Source organism: Veillonella sp., from assembly GCF_019414865.1.
Classification (GTDB): domain Bacteria; phylum Bacillota; class Negativicutes; order Veillonellales; family Veillonellaceae; genus Veillonella.
The window spans coordinates 9,915-26,373 of the sequence record NZ_DXLG01000004.1 but is presented as its reverse complement, the minus strand read 5'-3'; the positions used below and the strand labels follow the sequence as shown (position 1 = coordinate 26,373).

The following is a 16,459-nucleotide window of genomic DNA, read 5'->3' as shown; positions in this document are numbered from 1 at the left end:
GAATTAGTAGTCAATCAATTATTAGATTATAATAGATATCTATTTATATTATTTATTTAACCTTATACCATGTTGCATACATGACTGGTAATACGATAAGTGTTAGCACTGTTGCCACTAGTAAGCCGCCGCTAAAGGCGATGGCAAGTGGGCTCCAGAATACAGATCCCATAAGAGGAATCATGCCTAAAATCGCTGCGATAGCGGTGAGCATGATAGGACGGAAACGAAGTGTAGCGGAGTTGATAATCGCTTCAAGTGGTTTTTGTCCTTCTGCTTTGTGGATTTCAATTTGGTCTAACAAGATAATGGAGTTACGGATGATCATGCCAGAAAGGGCGATGATACCTAGAATAGCCATAAAGCCTAATGGTGTTCTCGTAATATTGAGAGCTAATACGACGCCGATTAATCCAAGAGGCGCTGTGAGCAAAGCCATAATCATGAGAGCAATACGCTTTAATTGGAACATGAGAATTGTCATGATCACAAAGAGCATAATTGGCATTGGGGTTGCTAGATTTTGTACGGCTGTGACGCTCTTTTCAGCGGCTCCATCAAGTTCAATGGTATAGCCTGTAGGCAAGGAATCGCGAATGTCTTGTAAGGATTTATAAACCTCTTTTGTTTTCGCATTGCCTAAAACACCGGCTTTTACATTGGCGTGAATGCTGATGGTTGGCATCATGTTGCGATGCCAGATAATACCATCCTCTTGTGTCATGGTGATAGTTGCAATTTGACTAAGCGGTACATAGGAACCATTACCTGTTTGTATCGGTAAGGAGGAAAGAGCACTTAAGTTGTGTTGTTCATTATCTCCTAAACGGAATGTCACAGGAATTGTTTGGTTACCTTCGTAGTATTCACCAGATTTAGTGCCAGATAATAGGCTTTGTAAGTTTAAGGATACGGCATAGCTATCGATACCGAGTAAGCGAGCCTTGTTAGGATCGATATGGATATTGGCTACTGGTTCTGTATCTGGCCAGTCAAAGGCTATGTTATGTAAATCCTTGTCGCCTTGCATCTTCTCTTTTATCTTGTTGGCAATTTCTTTTACCACCTTTTGATCAGGTCCAGAAACGCGGAGCATCACTGGATATTTAGATGGTGGACCAATTTGTAAGAACTGCGTATTTACAAGGGCAGATGGGAATTCTTCATTTAAGTATGGCGTCAATTCTGCATATAATTTATCGCGGTCCTCTAAGGATTTTGTGACGATTACATATTGCAAGAAATTGTTCCGTTGTAATTCCGGTTCCAAGGTGAGGACGAAACGTGGAGAACCTTGTCCAATGTAGGATGTAAAGGTGGAAATATGTTCGTTACCTTGTAAGTGTTCGTCGATGATTTTAGCTTGGTTTGTAGTATATTCGATGGACGAACTTTGAGGAAATTGCATAGATACTATGATTTCATTACGCGTTGATGATGGGAAAAATTCCTGTTTAATCAATGGTAGTGAAAGTAGGGATAACAGAAAAGCACCTAAGGTTATGAGTAATACGACCTTATGATGTCCTAAGGCCCAATGTAACAGTTTTTCAAACTTATCATAGAATGTAACACTGAGCTTATGCATGATACGGTCTCGTTTGTTCCATTCTGATTCAGGTTTTGGAGCCTTGTTTTCGATAATTTTATAACCGAGAACAGGGCTGACGAGAACAGAGGCGAACCAAGATAGGATGAGCGCCATAAATACAACGATGGATAGAGATTTTGTAAACTCTGCTACCATGCCTTCTGCGAGTGCTAATGGCAAGAAGCCAGTACAGGTAATGAGCGTACCAGATAGCATAGGGAACGCTGTCGATTGATAAGCAAAGGTGGCAGATCTAAAGTGCCCCCAACCTTCTTCGAGCTTAACGCTCATCATTTCTACAACGATGATGGCATCGTCTACGAGGAGGCCTAGAGCCAGTATTAATGCACCTAGACTAACCTTGTGCAGATAAATGCCATTTTCATACATCAAAATGAATGTGGTAGATACAACGACTGGAATAGTGAGGGCTACGACCACACCTGTACGCAAGCCAAGAGATGCAAAGCTTACGAGCAATACGATGGCGATGGCTTCAAATAAGGATTGTGAGAAGTCCCCAATGGATTCCTTAACAATATGTGGCTGGTTAGATACTTGATCGAGTTCAAGGCCTGCAGGGATGGTTTTCTTCAACTCTGCTAGCTTTTTGTCGATAGCTTCACCAAATTCCACATTGTTAGCCCCAGCATCCATGGAAATGGCAATACCGATAGCTGGCTTGCCTTCATAGTAGAATTGAGGATTGCTAGGGTCTTGGTATGTCATGGTCACATCAGCCATGTCGCCGAGGCGCAAGGTTTGATTATTGATGCGAATTGGCATATCTTGTACGGCTTGTGGACTATCGAATAGACCGTTCACGCGGAGATATACATTATTCGTATCCGTCGTAATCATACCAGCTGGCACCATCATACTTTGCTGTTTAATAGCTGTTAATAGCTGTTGTGTACTGATTTTATAGGATGCTAATTTATCCTTATTAATCGTTACATTAAGGGTTTGTTGTTGAACCCCAATGAGGCTGATTTTCTTAACGTTTGGAACAGATAAAAGCTGACGTTTTAAGTCTTCTGCTTGTTGACGCTTTTCTTCGTACGAGAATTCATCGCCGCTAATAGCGTAGATAATGCCGTATACATCATCGAATCTGTCGTTGATGGTCGGTCCTTGAACACCTTGTGGTAATGACTTCCATTCATCGTTAATCATGTTCCGCGCTTCTTCCCAAGCGGGACGGATTTTATCGGATGGTAGATTTTCTTTCAGATTAATATAAATAACTGATTTGCTGCCATCTGTGAAAGATTTTGTATAATCGACGCCAGGTAGGTCGCGCAGTTTTTCTTCTAATTTGTCCGTTACCTGATCTGACATTTCTTGTGGGGAAGCCCCCGGCCAAGCAACGCCGACTACCATGGTGCGCATCGTAAAGTCTGGGTCTTCCATACGTCCCATATGGTTGTATGAAAAGATACCAAAGGTAAGGAGCACAGCCATGAAGTAGTAGATAATGGACTTATGTTTGAGGGCCCATTCGGCTAAGTTAAATTGTTTCATTGACTCACCGCCGTCCCTTCTTGTAATTGTTGGGTACCTGCGGTGATGACAATGTCACCCTTAGCTAAACCAGATGTGACGATGACAGAGTTCTTACCAAATTCACCAGTCTTAATCGGTACGAGATGAGCTTTTTTGTCTCGGATAATATACACTGCATTATTGCCATTAGAGTCTTTTACAAGAGCCGTTAACGGAATGGAAATATTGGTGCTATCTGTAGTAGATAGATTAGCATTGATCGTCATGCCTAGTTGTACCTCTTTTGGAGGATTTTGTAAGGTAATTTTTACGGTATACGTTCTCGCTACAGGGTCAGGAACTGGTGAAATTTCACGGACCACACCTTGTACGGTTACATCTGGTAGAGCCCAGAATGTAATAGTGGCAGGGCTTCCCACATGAACCTTAGTCAATTCTTGTTCAGGAAGGGCAATGACTGCTTCTGGGTCGCGACCAGCTGCTAAGGTACCGACGCTTTGACCGGCTGCTACGACTTGGCCTGCTTCAATATTGAAAGCTGTAATAATACCTGTATCAGGAGCAGTCAAAGTAGTATAGCTATTTTGATTGCTACTCAAATTGAGGCTAGCCTGTGCTTGTTGTAATTGAGCAGAGGTAGCATTCAATTGGTTTTCTGCTTGGTCTAATTGCAATTTACTAATCGCTTGTTGCGCGTAGAGCTCGCGATATCGCTTAGCATTGGTTTCTGCTAATTCATAGGCCGATTGAGCAGCTTTTACAGCACCCTCAGCATTTTGCACTTGAGCTGATGTATCTGAACCATTAATTTGAGCAATCACTTGTCCTGCTTGAACCACATCACCAACATTTACGAATTTATTGATGACGCGCCCACCAATTTGAAAGGCCAAGTTGGTTTCTGTTTTATTATGGATGGTGCCTGCATAGCCAGCACCTGTAGTACCAGATTCTTCACCGATGGTGATAGTACGCACCTTGAGGCTCGTATCCTCAGGTTGCTTTTCAGATCCACAACCACTTATGACAGCAGTCCCGATTAAGAGGGCCCCTATGGTTGCTATGACTCGTTGATTCATAGAATCTCTCCTTTATACCACACATAAGCCCTATGACACACAACTACATGTAGGTAGCATTCATAGGACTCCATATTATGAGAGTAGATCTAAATTAGCCATTAAAATTATAGTAATTAATAGCTCTATTAGGTCTGATTATATATTTTATACAATTTAATAATACTATATTTAGCTGTAAACGGCTAGGGGTATATATAAAAAGTGAGTCCTCCATAGGAGAACTCACTCTTTATAAATCTACAATGCTCATAAGTCTACAAGCTAGTAGGTATTAATCTTTTTCTTCTGTTTCTTGTACTACGATAGGTTCTTCATAGGTTACAAGAATCTTATCTATACGGGTGTTATCCATATCTACCACTTCAAAGGTATAGCCATTCCATTTTGCTTTGTCTAATTCTTTTGGAATGCGACCAAAGAGAACGTTTAATAGACCGCCCATTGTTTTGTATAAGTCTTTTTCTTCGCCTGGTAATTCTTGATCGATATGGAAGAATTCTTTGAATTCGTCTACGTCGAGAAGTCCATCTACAAGCCAAGAACCGTCTTCACGTTCGACAATCTTATTTTCTTCTTCCTTGATTTCTTCTTCACCAGAAGGCATGAGACCTACGATTTCTTCCATAATATCATGTAAGGTTACAAGACCACTGAAACCGCCGTATTCGTCGAGAACGATCGTTTCGTGAACGCCTTCTGTACGGAGTACGTTCAACAATTTCATGAGGGTAATGGACTCTGGAATGAGTAATGGTTCTTTCAAACAAGATTCAATAATATCATGAATAGAGCGTTCGCTAGGACGTTGCATGATCTGTACCAATACATCAGATACAGTTACGAGACCCTTTAGTTCGTCCAAGGAATCGGTACCTACAGGAATGCGGTAATGGTTAGCATTTTTGAGGACTTCCATAATTTCATCCTCTGTGCCATTAAGGTCAATCCATTTGAGCTGTGTACGAGGTGTCATGATGTCGCCAGCATTCATATCTGCTAGGTGGAAGATATTTTCTACGAGGATAGGTTCCTCTTCTTCATAAGCACCCATGGCAACACCTTCGGTGAGCATCTTGTTGATTTCAGACTCTGTAACAGGCGCCTCTTCTTTCACAGTCACGCCTAGTAATTTTAAGAGGAATTCTGTGGAAACGCCGAGGAAGCTAACAATAGGTTTTAATGCTACAGATAACCAGTAAATTGGTTTAGATACAACAACGGCAATGCTTTCAGGACTATTTAAAGCTAATCGTTTTGGTACGAGCTCGCCAATAACGAGGGATAAATAGGTGATAATAGCAACGATGAGTAAGGAGCTAATGGATGCTGCATAGGGCTCAATACTTGGAATATTAGCTACTAAAATCTCTTCTAAAGGACCAGAGAAGGTCGCACCAGAATATAAACCAGTTAAAATACCAACGAGAGTAATACCAATTTGAATAGTAGAAAACATATTATTTGGATTCTCTGCTAATTCAAAGGCTTTTTTAGCACGCTCGTTGCCTGCTTCGGCCATTTCTTCGAGTTTACGTTTTTTAGCATTGACGATGGCTAACTCCGTCATGGAGAACAAGCCATTGGCGATGATTAATACGACGATAATTATAAAATCTAAGGTCAGATCACTGTCCATGTAAATAGATACTCCTTTTTATATTCTGCACATGAGAATATTAAAATATTACTCTTTAGTATACCATATAACTAGCACAAAAAAAGGAGGGCCACCACCCTCCTTTTTTGTTTGCGTGAAAACGTGTCTCACATTGACTTCCTTTGTCATATATTATGATACATGATTGCCTTTAATTTGTAAATATTGCTCTAATAAGGGTATAGTATATACATATCAAGGTTAGTAGTAATAATAGTCCGTATAATTGGGACCTCATGATAGGATTAGATTTATGACAAGTGAACAGGAATGGGAACAGGTTTTACAAATAAAGACAGCAGGTCGTGATGATAGTCGGTCCGATACGGAGCATCATCCATACGAGCCGACTGATTATTGCGTGCTAGAGCGCTTGGCAAATAGTGGTTATATTCGTAAGAAAAATACGCTCATCGATTATGGCAGTGGCAAGGGTCGTGTCAGCATTTTTATGGCGTACCAAACGGGTTGTCACTCTATTGGTATCGAATACGATGAACGATTGTATGAAAAGGCTCTTACCAATGGTGAAAGCCCAGCAGCTCGCAATCGTGTGAGTTTTGTGCTAGGTGATGCGGCGCTCTATGAATTGCCAGCTCAAGCAGATCGATGCTTTTTCTTTAATCCCTTTGCACTCCATACGATTAAGCGCGTTCTAGGAAATATTTTTGATTCCCTGTATCATCATCCGCGTGAAATTAAATTATTTTTCTACTATGTTAACGAAGAGGTAGAAAACTTCTTAAATAACCATGTGCGACTCGAACAGGAAGAACCTATCGATTGCAGCGATCTTTTTGAAGAAAGCGATGAAAAGGAACGAATTTTAGTGTATTCAGTTAATTTATTTTAGTGCATTGATTATTAAGGAAAAAGCAGATAAATTCTGATATAATAATATATTAGAGATTATAAAATCAAATTATTTTTTATGGTTCTATACATTGATTCGTATGCGCTAATGTAGTGGATAGGGCTGAGTGTATTGAAGACTGGAGGTACCCGTGGAAATCATCGATACAGCATTGATTGAACGTATTCGCAAGGCCTTAATTAAACGTTATGATCGAGATCAACAAATCCAACAAATGATTGAAGAAATTGGTGCCGAAGAGGGACTCAATGAAACTGAATTGGCTATCGTTTACCAAGCTTATTTAGAGATTAAGGAACGCATATACTATACATCCTCTCTCGTTGATTTGTGGAATCAAATTGAAGAGGTTCAAAAACGGATGTCCATGTTGCATACCTATGATTCTCTTGAAGAGGATTTGTTTGGCAATGTATTAGGCGACGATAAAGAGGATATTATCATTTCTGATGGATCTTATCTTGGTAAGGGTGCTAGTCATAATAATGATGTATACGCTATGGAACAGGTCCAATTATCGGATATTCCTGTACAGCATGATTCTACAGTGGGCATGAACCATATTAAATTGAACGAATTGCATTCTATGGGCGGTCTTTTTACAGGATCTGGTGAAAGCTCCCAACATGAGATATCGGACCTTGATGAAGACATTGTAGAGCATATGGATGTAAATCCATTAGAAGGTGTGGAAAGCTTAGAAGTCCATCACATGGATGAAGAAAATATGTCCTCTATTGATCCATATACAGCAGTAAATGCTTTATTATTCGGTAAGTCTGGCTTAGATTCAGATAAAGCCAATAAGAAGATGGAAAAGCTTCTTAAAAAGCAATTGAAACGCGTAGATGATGAATGGGCGCGTATCAATGGAACTGACGTAAAAAAATCCAAGGACGAAAAAAAATCTAAAGAAGATAAGAAATCTAAGGGTGACAAGAAATCCAAAGAGGATAAAAAGTCCAAAGATGGTAAAAAGTCTAAAGAGGATAAAAAGGACAAAAAACATAAAAAGTCTAAGGAAGACAAACATTCTAAATCCGAAGATAAGTTAAAGAAAAAGAAAGACAAGGCTGAAAAGAAGCTTAAAGTCTTAAATGACAAGTTAAAAACCGTCTTTTTAGGCGATACTTTCAGTAAAAAAGATAAGAATAAAGACAAGAAAAAGGATAAAAAATCCAAAAAGGATAAATCCGAAAAAAAGCAAAAACGATAGTTTCTGTACGGAATAGTAAGTCCTCTGAACAGAGAACCAAGGAGAGTACTAGTGCGAAGAAATCGGCAAGTGCTGGAACTATCGACCGTGGATGCGGTAAATGCAAGCGATGTAAGGGGCCTAAATGTAAGAAATATCCAACATAATTATAGTTAGGTAATATAGAGTAGTTACGTTATATGAGAATAGTAGGGGTTAATGATGAACCGATGGCAACGATTATTTGAAGGCATAAAGACAGAGATTAAGGTGTTTATCTTTTTCTCTGCTTTGTTGACTGCATTTAGAATCGTGTTTCTTGCAGTATTTCAATCACAGCTAGCATCTGTGACGATGGAGAATATCCTTACCTCCTTATGGCTAGGCTTTAGATTGAGTCTCAAGACAGTCGGTTCTTTGTGTTTACTAGGCTTTTTAGGAGGCACATTGGTGCATACCTTTGTACCAAAATGGCCATCCTTGCGCATTAAACAGGTTATCTATTCTATTGCAACGGTACTGTTAACCTTCTTATTCTTGGGGCGCATTCCATTCTATAAGATTTTTAATTCTTCTTATAATGCGATGCTCATCAATGGTAAAAACGATGATATCAGCGCCATTGTAAATACGGCGATTAATGAATATAACGCCCTCATGTACATTGTTGGGGCCGTAGTATTGAGCGCAGCCCTATGTTATTTCCTCGTTAAATTCTTGGCGTGGGGTACAAAGAAATATAGAGATTACGCTGATACTCAATTAGTTTGTCCTACTTGGTATCCTAAGACTAAGAAAACGCAATGGATCACAGGTATTGGATTGACTGTAGCTATCGGTGTATTAGGTCTGTTCTTTAGATTTGGTGGTGCTTTTAACTATACGAATTCCATCAACTGGGAAAGTGCAGCACGCCTCAGTTCTAATCTATTAAACGAAACCATCCTCGACGATGTGCAGGCTCTTTATCGTGTTAAAAGTATTGCAAAGCGCGCGGATGAGTTAGAGGTTATCAACTTAACCCCTCAAGAATTGAGTGAGAAAATCAGTGCCATCGGTGGAACATTTAATGGTAAGGATTTTGATGGTTCTTTCACAAGAACTATTACGACAGAGCGTTTAGCGGAGCAACCACAGTCCATCAATATCGTTCTCGGTGAATCCTATGGTTTGTGGCCATTCCTCGCTGAATACAACGAACCTGGTGCGTACCTTGTTGAACAAGGTCGTAAATACGCTGCCAGTCCTCAAGCGATGAGCACGCAGCTCGCTCTTGCCCAAGGTACAGGCACGATGCCTGCTATCAATGGTTTGCTCACAGGTATGCCAGATACAGGTCTATATCCTAATTACGAAGGTGAAAGTTTCAAACAACCGTACGGTTTAGGCATTGGCTCTGTTATGAAAAAGCTAGGCTACAAAACTGTATTCTGGTACGGCGGCTTTAGTACATGGCAAAATGTTAAGAACTTTGCCTTGTCTCAAGGTTTTGATGAATTCCATGATGCGTCTGAAATGCCAAGCGATGAAAGCAATGCGTGGGGCGTAGCCGATAAGGATATGTTTAAAGCCATTTCCGCTTACATGGATCAACATAGAGGGGAAAAAATTCTCAATGTTATCATGACCACATCGAATCATCCTCCATATAGCGTTAATGTCGCTAAAGAAGGGTATGATGTGAATAAGGTAAAAGGCCATTTGCCTGATACAATTGCAGAAACTGACAAGCAATTGAACGAAATGGGCCATATTTGGTATGCAGACCACGTGATGGGCGAGTTCATCGCCAGTGAAGAAAAAGCAGATCCTTCTGCGCTCTTTGTTATCACTGGAGACCATAGTGAACGATTTACCTTTGCCCGTGAAGTAGGGCCTAATGTGGCATCTACGATTCCGATTATCTTCTACGGTCGCGGTATTCATAAAGACTGGCTCGCTCCAAACGCTTTTGGCATGAGCATTCAAATTATTCCAACCTTGGCAGAACTTGTGGGACGTCCTGGTCAAACCTATGAAGCGATGGTGCCAAGTCTATTTACACAAGAGGAATTTGTCTTTAACCATAGACTCTATCTAGATAACAATGGAAAACTTATGGAACAAGGCACAAACATGCCTCAAGCCTATGGTAAGGTAATTAAAGACATGCGCGAACTTGCGGCATGGCGTATCAAACATGGGGATGTCATCCAATAAAAACTACACATTTTTATGTATTAAATGTAATTGATTTATAAGCTAAAGGATTATCTATGAGTACTGTGACGGCTATTATCTTAGCGCGCAATGAAGAACAACATATTGTAGATTGTATTAAAAGTATTCAATTTGCTGATGAAATCCTAGTTATCGATGATGGTAGTACAGATCAAACAGTATCACTCGCTACTGGATTGGGTGCAAAGGTCATACCACATCCGTTAAATGGAGATTGGTCACAACAACGACGCTTTGGTATTTCACAAGCTCAGAGTGAATGGATTCTATTTGTCGATTCTGATGAACGTGTATCACCAGAGTTAGCAAAGTCTATTCAACGAGCTATTCAAGGAGAACCGAAGGCGTATTGGCTACGTCGATATAACTTGTTCCATCATAATCAGGCAACCCATGGTGTGGTGAGACCTGATAAGGTGCTACGATTGATGCCTCGAGAGGGTGCAACTGTAGAAGGTGCTGTTCATGAAGCCTTTATCAGCCCATACCCACAAGATACATTAGAAGGAAAGTTGTATCACTATACATATGATAATTGGCATCAATTCTTTGAGAAGTTTAATAAGTATACGACAGCAGCAGCTAATAAATACAAGGCACAAGGGAAGTCTTGTAGTTTTTTAGGGGATATTATATTGCGTCCTACATGGGCATTCTTTAAGATATATATTTTGCAAGGCGGCATATTAGATGGAAAAATAGGTTTTCTATTATCTATTTACCATATGATGTACACCATGACGAAATATGTAAAATTATATTATTTAAATAAATCGAATGGGCAATTATAATTGGTGATTTAGTATAGTAGATTGCTATGGGGAATTATTGTTCTTAAAGTAGATATGGAAGTATAAATGAGTGAACAATTTTTTCTATCCCTACAACAAAATATAAAATTAATGCTTTGGGCTCCTATATTGAGCACCATCTTTCGAATCGTATTTATGATTGTGTATAATCCCTACCCCACATGGAAGGAGCGCTGGAAATCTGTAGTAGGTTCATTGCGTTACGGCTTCTGGTGGGGCATGGATTTTGATGCTTATGTATTCTTACTACCCTTAGTTTTGGTAACACTCCCTGGACTATGGTTTGAAGGATACCATCAAATAGAGGATTCCTTACGATTGGTGGGGCTAACGATTTATTCCTGTGTTCTGTACGCAGCCTTTGCAGGAAAAATGATCTTCTACAAGCATTTCCATGATACGTACAACTACATGGTTCATTATGGAAATCATGCAGAGAAACGTAATTTGATTGATGTATTCTTTAATCAAGATCGAGGAATGCTTGTCATCCTAGGATTGATTCCTATTACATTTATATCCTGGTACATGGGTGATTTCTTCTTATCCTTGCCATCTATACCTTATCCAACTATTGAAGGAACTTGGCCTACTGTAGCTTGGAATATAGGTCTTGTGGCTGCCTCCGTTTTAGGGTTTTATTGGTTCCGCTATGGTGGAACCTTATCTCATGATGATAAACCAGAATGGGATACGATTCCTACAGTAGTAAAAGAGGATATATTCTTTGCTCGTGCTACAGTGCCAGATCTATGTGCCTTAGAAACGGTGCTAAAACATCCACTTCGTGATGAATATACCGCATCCGGTGAGGACATTGATGACGCGATTCACCGCATTGTTCCTAAGAAATATAAAGATTCTTGGCAGGATTTGAATACACCGCTTCATGCGTTTAAGCGCGTTGCATCAGGTCCTCGTATTGATAAACCACAACATATATTCTTTATTGTTGGTGAAAGTATCCCACAATGGTCTCTTGATGAACCTTATAAGGAACTTAATATATGTCCTGGTTTATGGGATTTTAAAGATAATCCACATACGGCGCAAGTACCTAATTTCTTGCCTGCCGGTAATGTATCTCGTCCATCCATTGTGAGTCTGTTATCTGGTGTCTATGATGCGGGTATGGAAATCAATGAACGGGAAGCCTTCTGGCATGAATCATTGCCGACTTCTTTGGCATCTCAAATGAAACGTTTAGGTTATGATACGATTTATTGGTATGGTGGCAATGCATCGTATGGTAACTTTAATCACTTTGGTAAGGCTCAAGGATTTGACCGCGTAGAAAGTGCTTCCGTTTTTTGTGGTCCCCATGCACCTAAAACATGGGTAGGCGTCTATGATCATGTATTTTTAGAACATATTGAAGAGGAAATCAAATCTTTAGAACATCCTACATTCCATTTTATTTACACAACATCCAATCATGGACCTTATAAAATGGAGGATTCCTTATTAGATTATGATCCTGAACAGGTGATGCCAAACCTTGGAGATGATTTAAAATCCAATAAGAAACGCAATAAGGAATTGGCTACCTATCGCTATAGTGATAAGGCAATTTTTAACTTTGTTAATGCTATGAAAGAGGCATTTCCTGATAGTTTATTCGTTGTCACTGGTGACCACTCTAATCTATTTGGCTCTTTGAATAATACATCCTTAATTCAACGAGACTATACCTTGCGCGATACATTCTGTACGGTAGGGCTGTTACAACATTTTGCTTTCACCAAGGATATGATTACGGCGCCCATTGGCACGCATATGAGCCTCATGCCTACTATAATTGAAGCCATTGCGCCAAAGGGTTTCGAATATTATTCCATCGTACCGTCCTTGTTTGATGAACAGCCAGATACATTAGTTACACCATATCAATGGATTACGCCTCATATGATGGGCGATGTTCGTATGGATTATGGTGAAAGTAACATACCGTCCTATAAACCGGTTGAGCCAATTCGCCCTATTAATAATCACGGAGATGATGCTCGAGATTGGACAATGTTGACCATGTGGCTCATTAATCATGAGGACAGCATGAATAAGTCGTAGTATAATTAAATGATAATAGTCTATTGATGTATATGTAACCAGTATTTCGTATACATCAATAGATGCTACTAAATGTGTATTGATATGTGTATGATAGGAGGAATCTATGTCTATAATCAATGTTGTAGGTGCCAAAATTTGGGGTGGCGGCGAACAATATGTATATGATATTTGTAAACAATTACAACAGAGACATAGGACTGCCTATATCTTAGTGGACCAATCGAATGAAGATATGCAATCTCGGTATGCCAAAGTGGGCCATGTGATGACTGCCAATCTCTATACCTTGAAGGGTTTTCTATCTGTTAATGCCGTGGCTAAACAGATGAAAGAACAGGGGATTAATACGATTGTATGCCACTCCGGTAAATATATCTTATTCTGTATTGCTCTTAAGCAGTTAACAGGTGCTAAATTGGTATTTATAAAGCATAATCTTGTACCTGGTAAAACAGATATATATCATAGATGGATCAATGCACAAGTAGATGCCTTTGTTTGTGTGTCTAAACTTGTTTATGACGATCTTATGACGCCTGCTATTAAGGATACTAGCAAATACCATGTTGTATATAATGGTATTGATCCGAACCGATTCCGGTCTTTTTCAGATGCTGTTCCCATGAAATATAAGGTTAGAACCTTTGGATATAGTGCACGTATAACAGAACGGAAAGGTTTGTATCTGATTTTAAGTGCTCTGGAACAGATTCATCAAAACAATCCCGATGTTCGATTGATTATATCGGGGGCTGGTACAGAGGATCAAATTAAGAAATTAAAAGATTATATACGTGCACATCAAATGCATTCTTACGTTGAATTTATAGGCTTTACACGAGATATTGAAGGTTTATATAGATCCATAGATTGCTTACTATTGCCAACAATAACGCGTGAAGCCTTTGGTCTCGTTATTTGTGAGGCTATGTATTGCGGTGTACCAGTCATCACAAGTGGCTCTGGGGCTCAGCGAGAAATCATAGACGATGGTGAATCTGGCTTTATTGTAGATCCGTTGAACGAACACAGCTTACAACAAGCCATAGAACATGTGATGAGTGATGCTGTAAACTTGCCAAATATCATCACAAAGGCACGACAAGTTGTGGAACAGCGATTCATTGTTAATCGTGTGGCAGATGAATTAGTTACGATTATAGATAATTTACACTCCACTAATAAGTAATGATAAGGTTTGGTAGTTTTTTAGTGGATAGGAGTTTGAGATGGGATATTTAGAAACACAATGGCAGCGAGGTCGTAAGATTTACGGCAAACGTAGTTGGAGGGAAACACGACGCACTTTCCTCCATACAATGCGCTCTATCCGCAATAAACGAGAAATAGAGGCACTAGAGAACTATTTTGCAAGCTATACGCCAGATCCAACCTTATTAGACCGTCAAGTTGGTCTATTTGAGTTAATGACACGATATTTCTTGTTTAAAAGCTCAACACCACAGGAACGATTAGAGGCTATTATTAATCATTTTGATTATTTAAAAGATGTATTTACAGACGAAGCCATACGTGAAATGTACTCTGTAGATCCAGATAATATTTATGACGATGTTAGTCGTATGAATCGTGGTTTTATCGTATGGAAATCAGAAGATCTTGATATGGTGGCCCGTTTATATTATGGACCGGGTCAACGAAAAGAAGGGTTTTTAACCTTGTTGTTAACCTTGGGTAAACAAGGCGTATACCATGCTAACTTCCGCTTTGGTAAAGGTTTTAATGGGGAGCCCGCTATGTGGATTGGCACGATTCAAGGATATAAAGATGGCCTTGATAATGCTAAAACAGTTACTAAAAAGATGTTTGGGTATCGACCAAAAAACTTTATTATGTTCCTATTACGCCATATTGCAGCTACCTGTAAGGTAGAATCTATTTACGCTGTTTCTGATGAAGGCTTTTACGCAAATACCCACTTAGTTCGGGGTCACCGTGCTAAGGTAGCTGAGCTAGATCCATTGTGGGAGGAATCTGGTGGTGTTGTATGTAGTGATGACCGTTTCTTCAACATTCCATTAGAGGAATATCGTAAACCTATAGAAGAAATTAAATCACAAAAACGTAGCCAATACAGAAAACGCTATGAATTACTCGATCAATATGAGCAAGAGATTCAAGATCATCTGAAACCATTGTTACGTGTAAAATAGATATCTACAAAATAGATGTTAATATGATGAAAATTAGATTGTAACTATGTAGGTGAAAAGGGGTTAGTATGCAATCTTGGATAATTAAGAATTCTGAAATGGTGCTGACCGTACTCATTTCACTGATGATATGTACGACGCGGTCATCTATGGCATTAGGGAATTTAATATATAGCCTTATTATATTGATGACCTTAGTAACTTGTTGGTATAGACGACATGAAATCTCTGTACCACAGTCCATACGCCAATATGGATGGGCTTATTTAGGAATGTTACTATGCGTATTGCCGTCTGCATTAATTAGTACCGAAATAACGGTGACTACTAAATATTTCTTCAATATTTGGGTTTGGAAGGTATTAGTCATCGTACCAATTCTGTTATTTATTAAAAGTTCTCCCAAATTATACGCCATATTATCAGTATTCTTTGTATATATGGGCGTTGATGCTTTATCTGCCTTTGCACAGTATCTATTGGGCTATAATTTAGGTCCAGGAGGTCGTGCAGGTGGTGTTATTCACGGCTCTATGATGGGGCTAGCCATGTTGTTAACATTGGCCTTTCCATTGGCTTTAATTGCTGCTTATGATAAAGCATTTCCTTCATATCTGAGAAAATCAGCTGTATTCTCTTTATTTGGTATGTTATTGGGGATGTGGGGCAATCAAAGCCGTGGTTCTTGGTTATTTAATGGCATTAACGGTATACTCATAACATTGCGCTATTGCTTTGTTAATATTCGCTATATATTGGTACTACTTGTAGCCGTTGTAGGTATAGGATATGCATTTAGTAGTCATCAAGACTATGTAGCTCGTTTTGAAAGCACTTTTAATATAAGCACAGATGGTTCAAATTTGGGCCGTATCTATGTATGGGAAGCAGATAAGCATATGATTATGGATCATCCTGTAACAGGTGTTGGTCCTGGATTATGGCAAAAAACATATAGAGAACACTATAAATTAAAACAAGAAACTCAAGATCTAGGCCATTCTCATAATAATCTATTGCAAATAGCCTCTGAATCTGGCCTATTAGGGCTCATTGGATTCTTAGGTTTTTCATTCTTTATATTCTGTAAATCTTTGATACATTATGTTAAATCAAGAAACCCTTATGATTTATCAATCCTTGTAGGTTTAATTAGTTACTTATTCCTATTTGGATCAGTTGATTATACGTGGGGAAATTCATCTGGTATTCGCATGTTTTGGATTGTTATGGGCATCATGATTCAATTGAAAACAATTGAGAGTTAATTGAGAATCA

General features: G+C 39.2%; 11 protein-coding genes. 8 read left to right on the top strand and 3 right to left on the bottom strand.

Annotated features, from left to right (window positions below; all coding sequences use genetic code 11):
• Positions 1-52: 52 nt before the first annotated feature.
• From QZ334_RS00615 to QZ334_RS00605, 3 genes are all read right to left on the bottom strand, one after another.
• The gene (locus tag QZ334_RS00615; protein ID WP_295231034.1) at positions 53-3,115 is read right to left on the bottom strand and encodes an efflux RND transporter permease subunit; all 3,063 of its coding nucleotides are present in this window, start codon (positions 3,113-3,115) and stop codon (positions 53-55) included.
• Positions 3,112-4,176, bottom strand: a complete 1,065-nt coding sequence (locus tag QZ334_RS00610) for an efflux RND transporter periplasmic adaptor subunit (protein WP_295217289.1) — start codon at positions 4,174-4,176, stop codon at positions 3,112-3,114. The genes QZ334_RS00615 and QZ334_RS00610 overlap by 4 nt, the downstream gene beginning before the upstream one ends.
• Before the next feature lie 274 nt (positions 4,177-4,450).
• Positions 4,451-5,815: a hemolysin family protein gene (locus tag QZ334_RS00605; RefSeq protein WP_295231030.1), complete on the bottom strand. Its 1,365-nt coding sequence runs from the start codon at positions 5,813-5,815 to the stop codon at positions 4,451-4,453.
• A 274-nt stretch (positions 5,816-6,089) separates the two neighbouring features.
• On the opposite strand from QZ334_RS00605, the gene QZ334_RS00600 reads away from it, so the two are divergent.
• The 8 genes from QZ334_RS00600 to QZ334_RS00565 all read left to right on the top strand — a co-directional run bounded on the left by QZ334_RS00600 (position 6,090) and on the right by QZ334_RS00565 (position 16,449).
• Positions 6,090-6,689, top strand: coding sequence for a class I SAM-dependent methyltransferase (locus tag QZ334_RS00600; RefSeq protein WP_295231027.1), 600 nt, complete (start codon positions 6,090-6,092; stop codon positions 6,687-6,689).
• 151 nt (positions 6,690-6,840) lie between these two features.
• Complete coding sequence (locus QZ334_RS00595; RefSeq protein WP_295231024.1) at positions 6,841-7,926, top strand: transcriptional regulator; 1,086 nt, start codon at positions 6,841-6,843, stop codon at positions 7,924-7,926.
• Between the two features lie 198 nt (positions 7,927-8,124).
• The gene (locus tag QZ334_RS00590) at positions 8,125-10,104 is read left to right on the top strand and encodes an LTA synthase family protein (RefSeq protein WP_295231021.1); all 1,980 of its coding nucleotides are present in this window, start codon (positions 8,125-8,127) and stop codon (positions 10,102-10,104) included.
• A gap of 56 nt (positions 10,105-10,160) precedes the next feature.
• On the top strand, positions 10,161-10,916 hold the full coding sequence (locus QZ334_RS00585) for a glycosyltransferase family 2 protein (RefSeq protein ID WP_295231017.1): 756 nt from the start codon (positions 10,161-10,163) through the stop codon (positions 10,914-10,916).
• Between the two features lie 66 nt (positions 10,917-10,982).
• On the top strand, positions 10,983-13,004 hold the full coding sequence (locus tag QZ334_RS00580) for an LTA synthase family protein (protein WP_295231014.1): 2,022 nt from the start codon (positions 10,983-10,985) through the stop codon (positions 13,002-13,004).
• Positions 13,005-13,110: 106 nt separating this feature from the next.
• On the top strand, positions 13,111-14,196 hold the full coding sequence (locus QZ334_RS00575; RefSeq protein ID WP_295231011.1) for a glycosyltransferase family 4 protein: 1,086 nt from the start codon (positions 13,111-13,113) through the stop codon (positions 14,194-14,196).
• Between the two features lie 40 nt (positions 14,197-14,236).
• On the top strand, positions 14,237-15,181 hold the full coding sequence (locus QZ334_RS00570; protein ID WP_295231008.1) for a VirK/YbjX family protein: 945 nt from the start codon (positions 14,237-14,239) through the stop codon (positions 15,179-15,181).
• A gap of 68 nt (positions 15,182-15,249) precedes the next feature.
• Entirely contained in the window at positions 15,250-16,449 is a 1,200-nt protein-coding gene (locus tag QZ334_RS00565) for an O-antigen ligase family protein (RefSeq protein ID WP_295231005.1), read from the top strand.
• Positions 16,450-16,459: the final 10 nt, after the last annotated feature.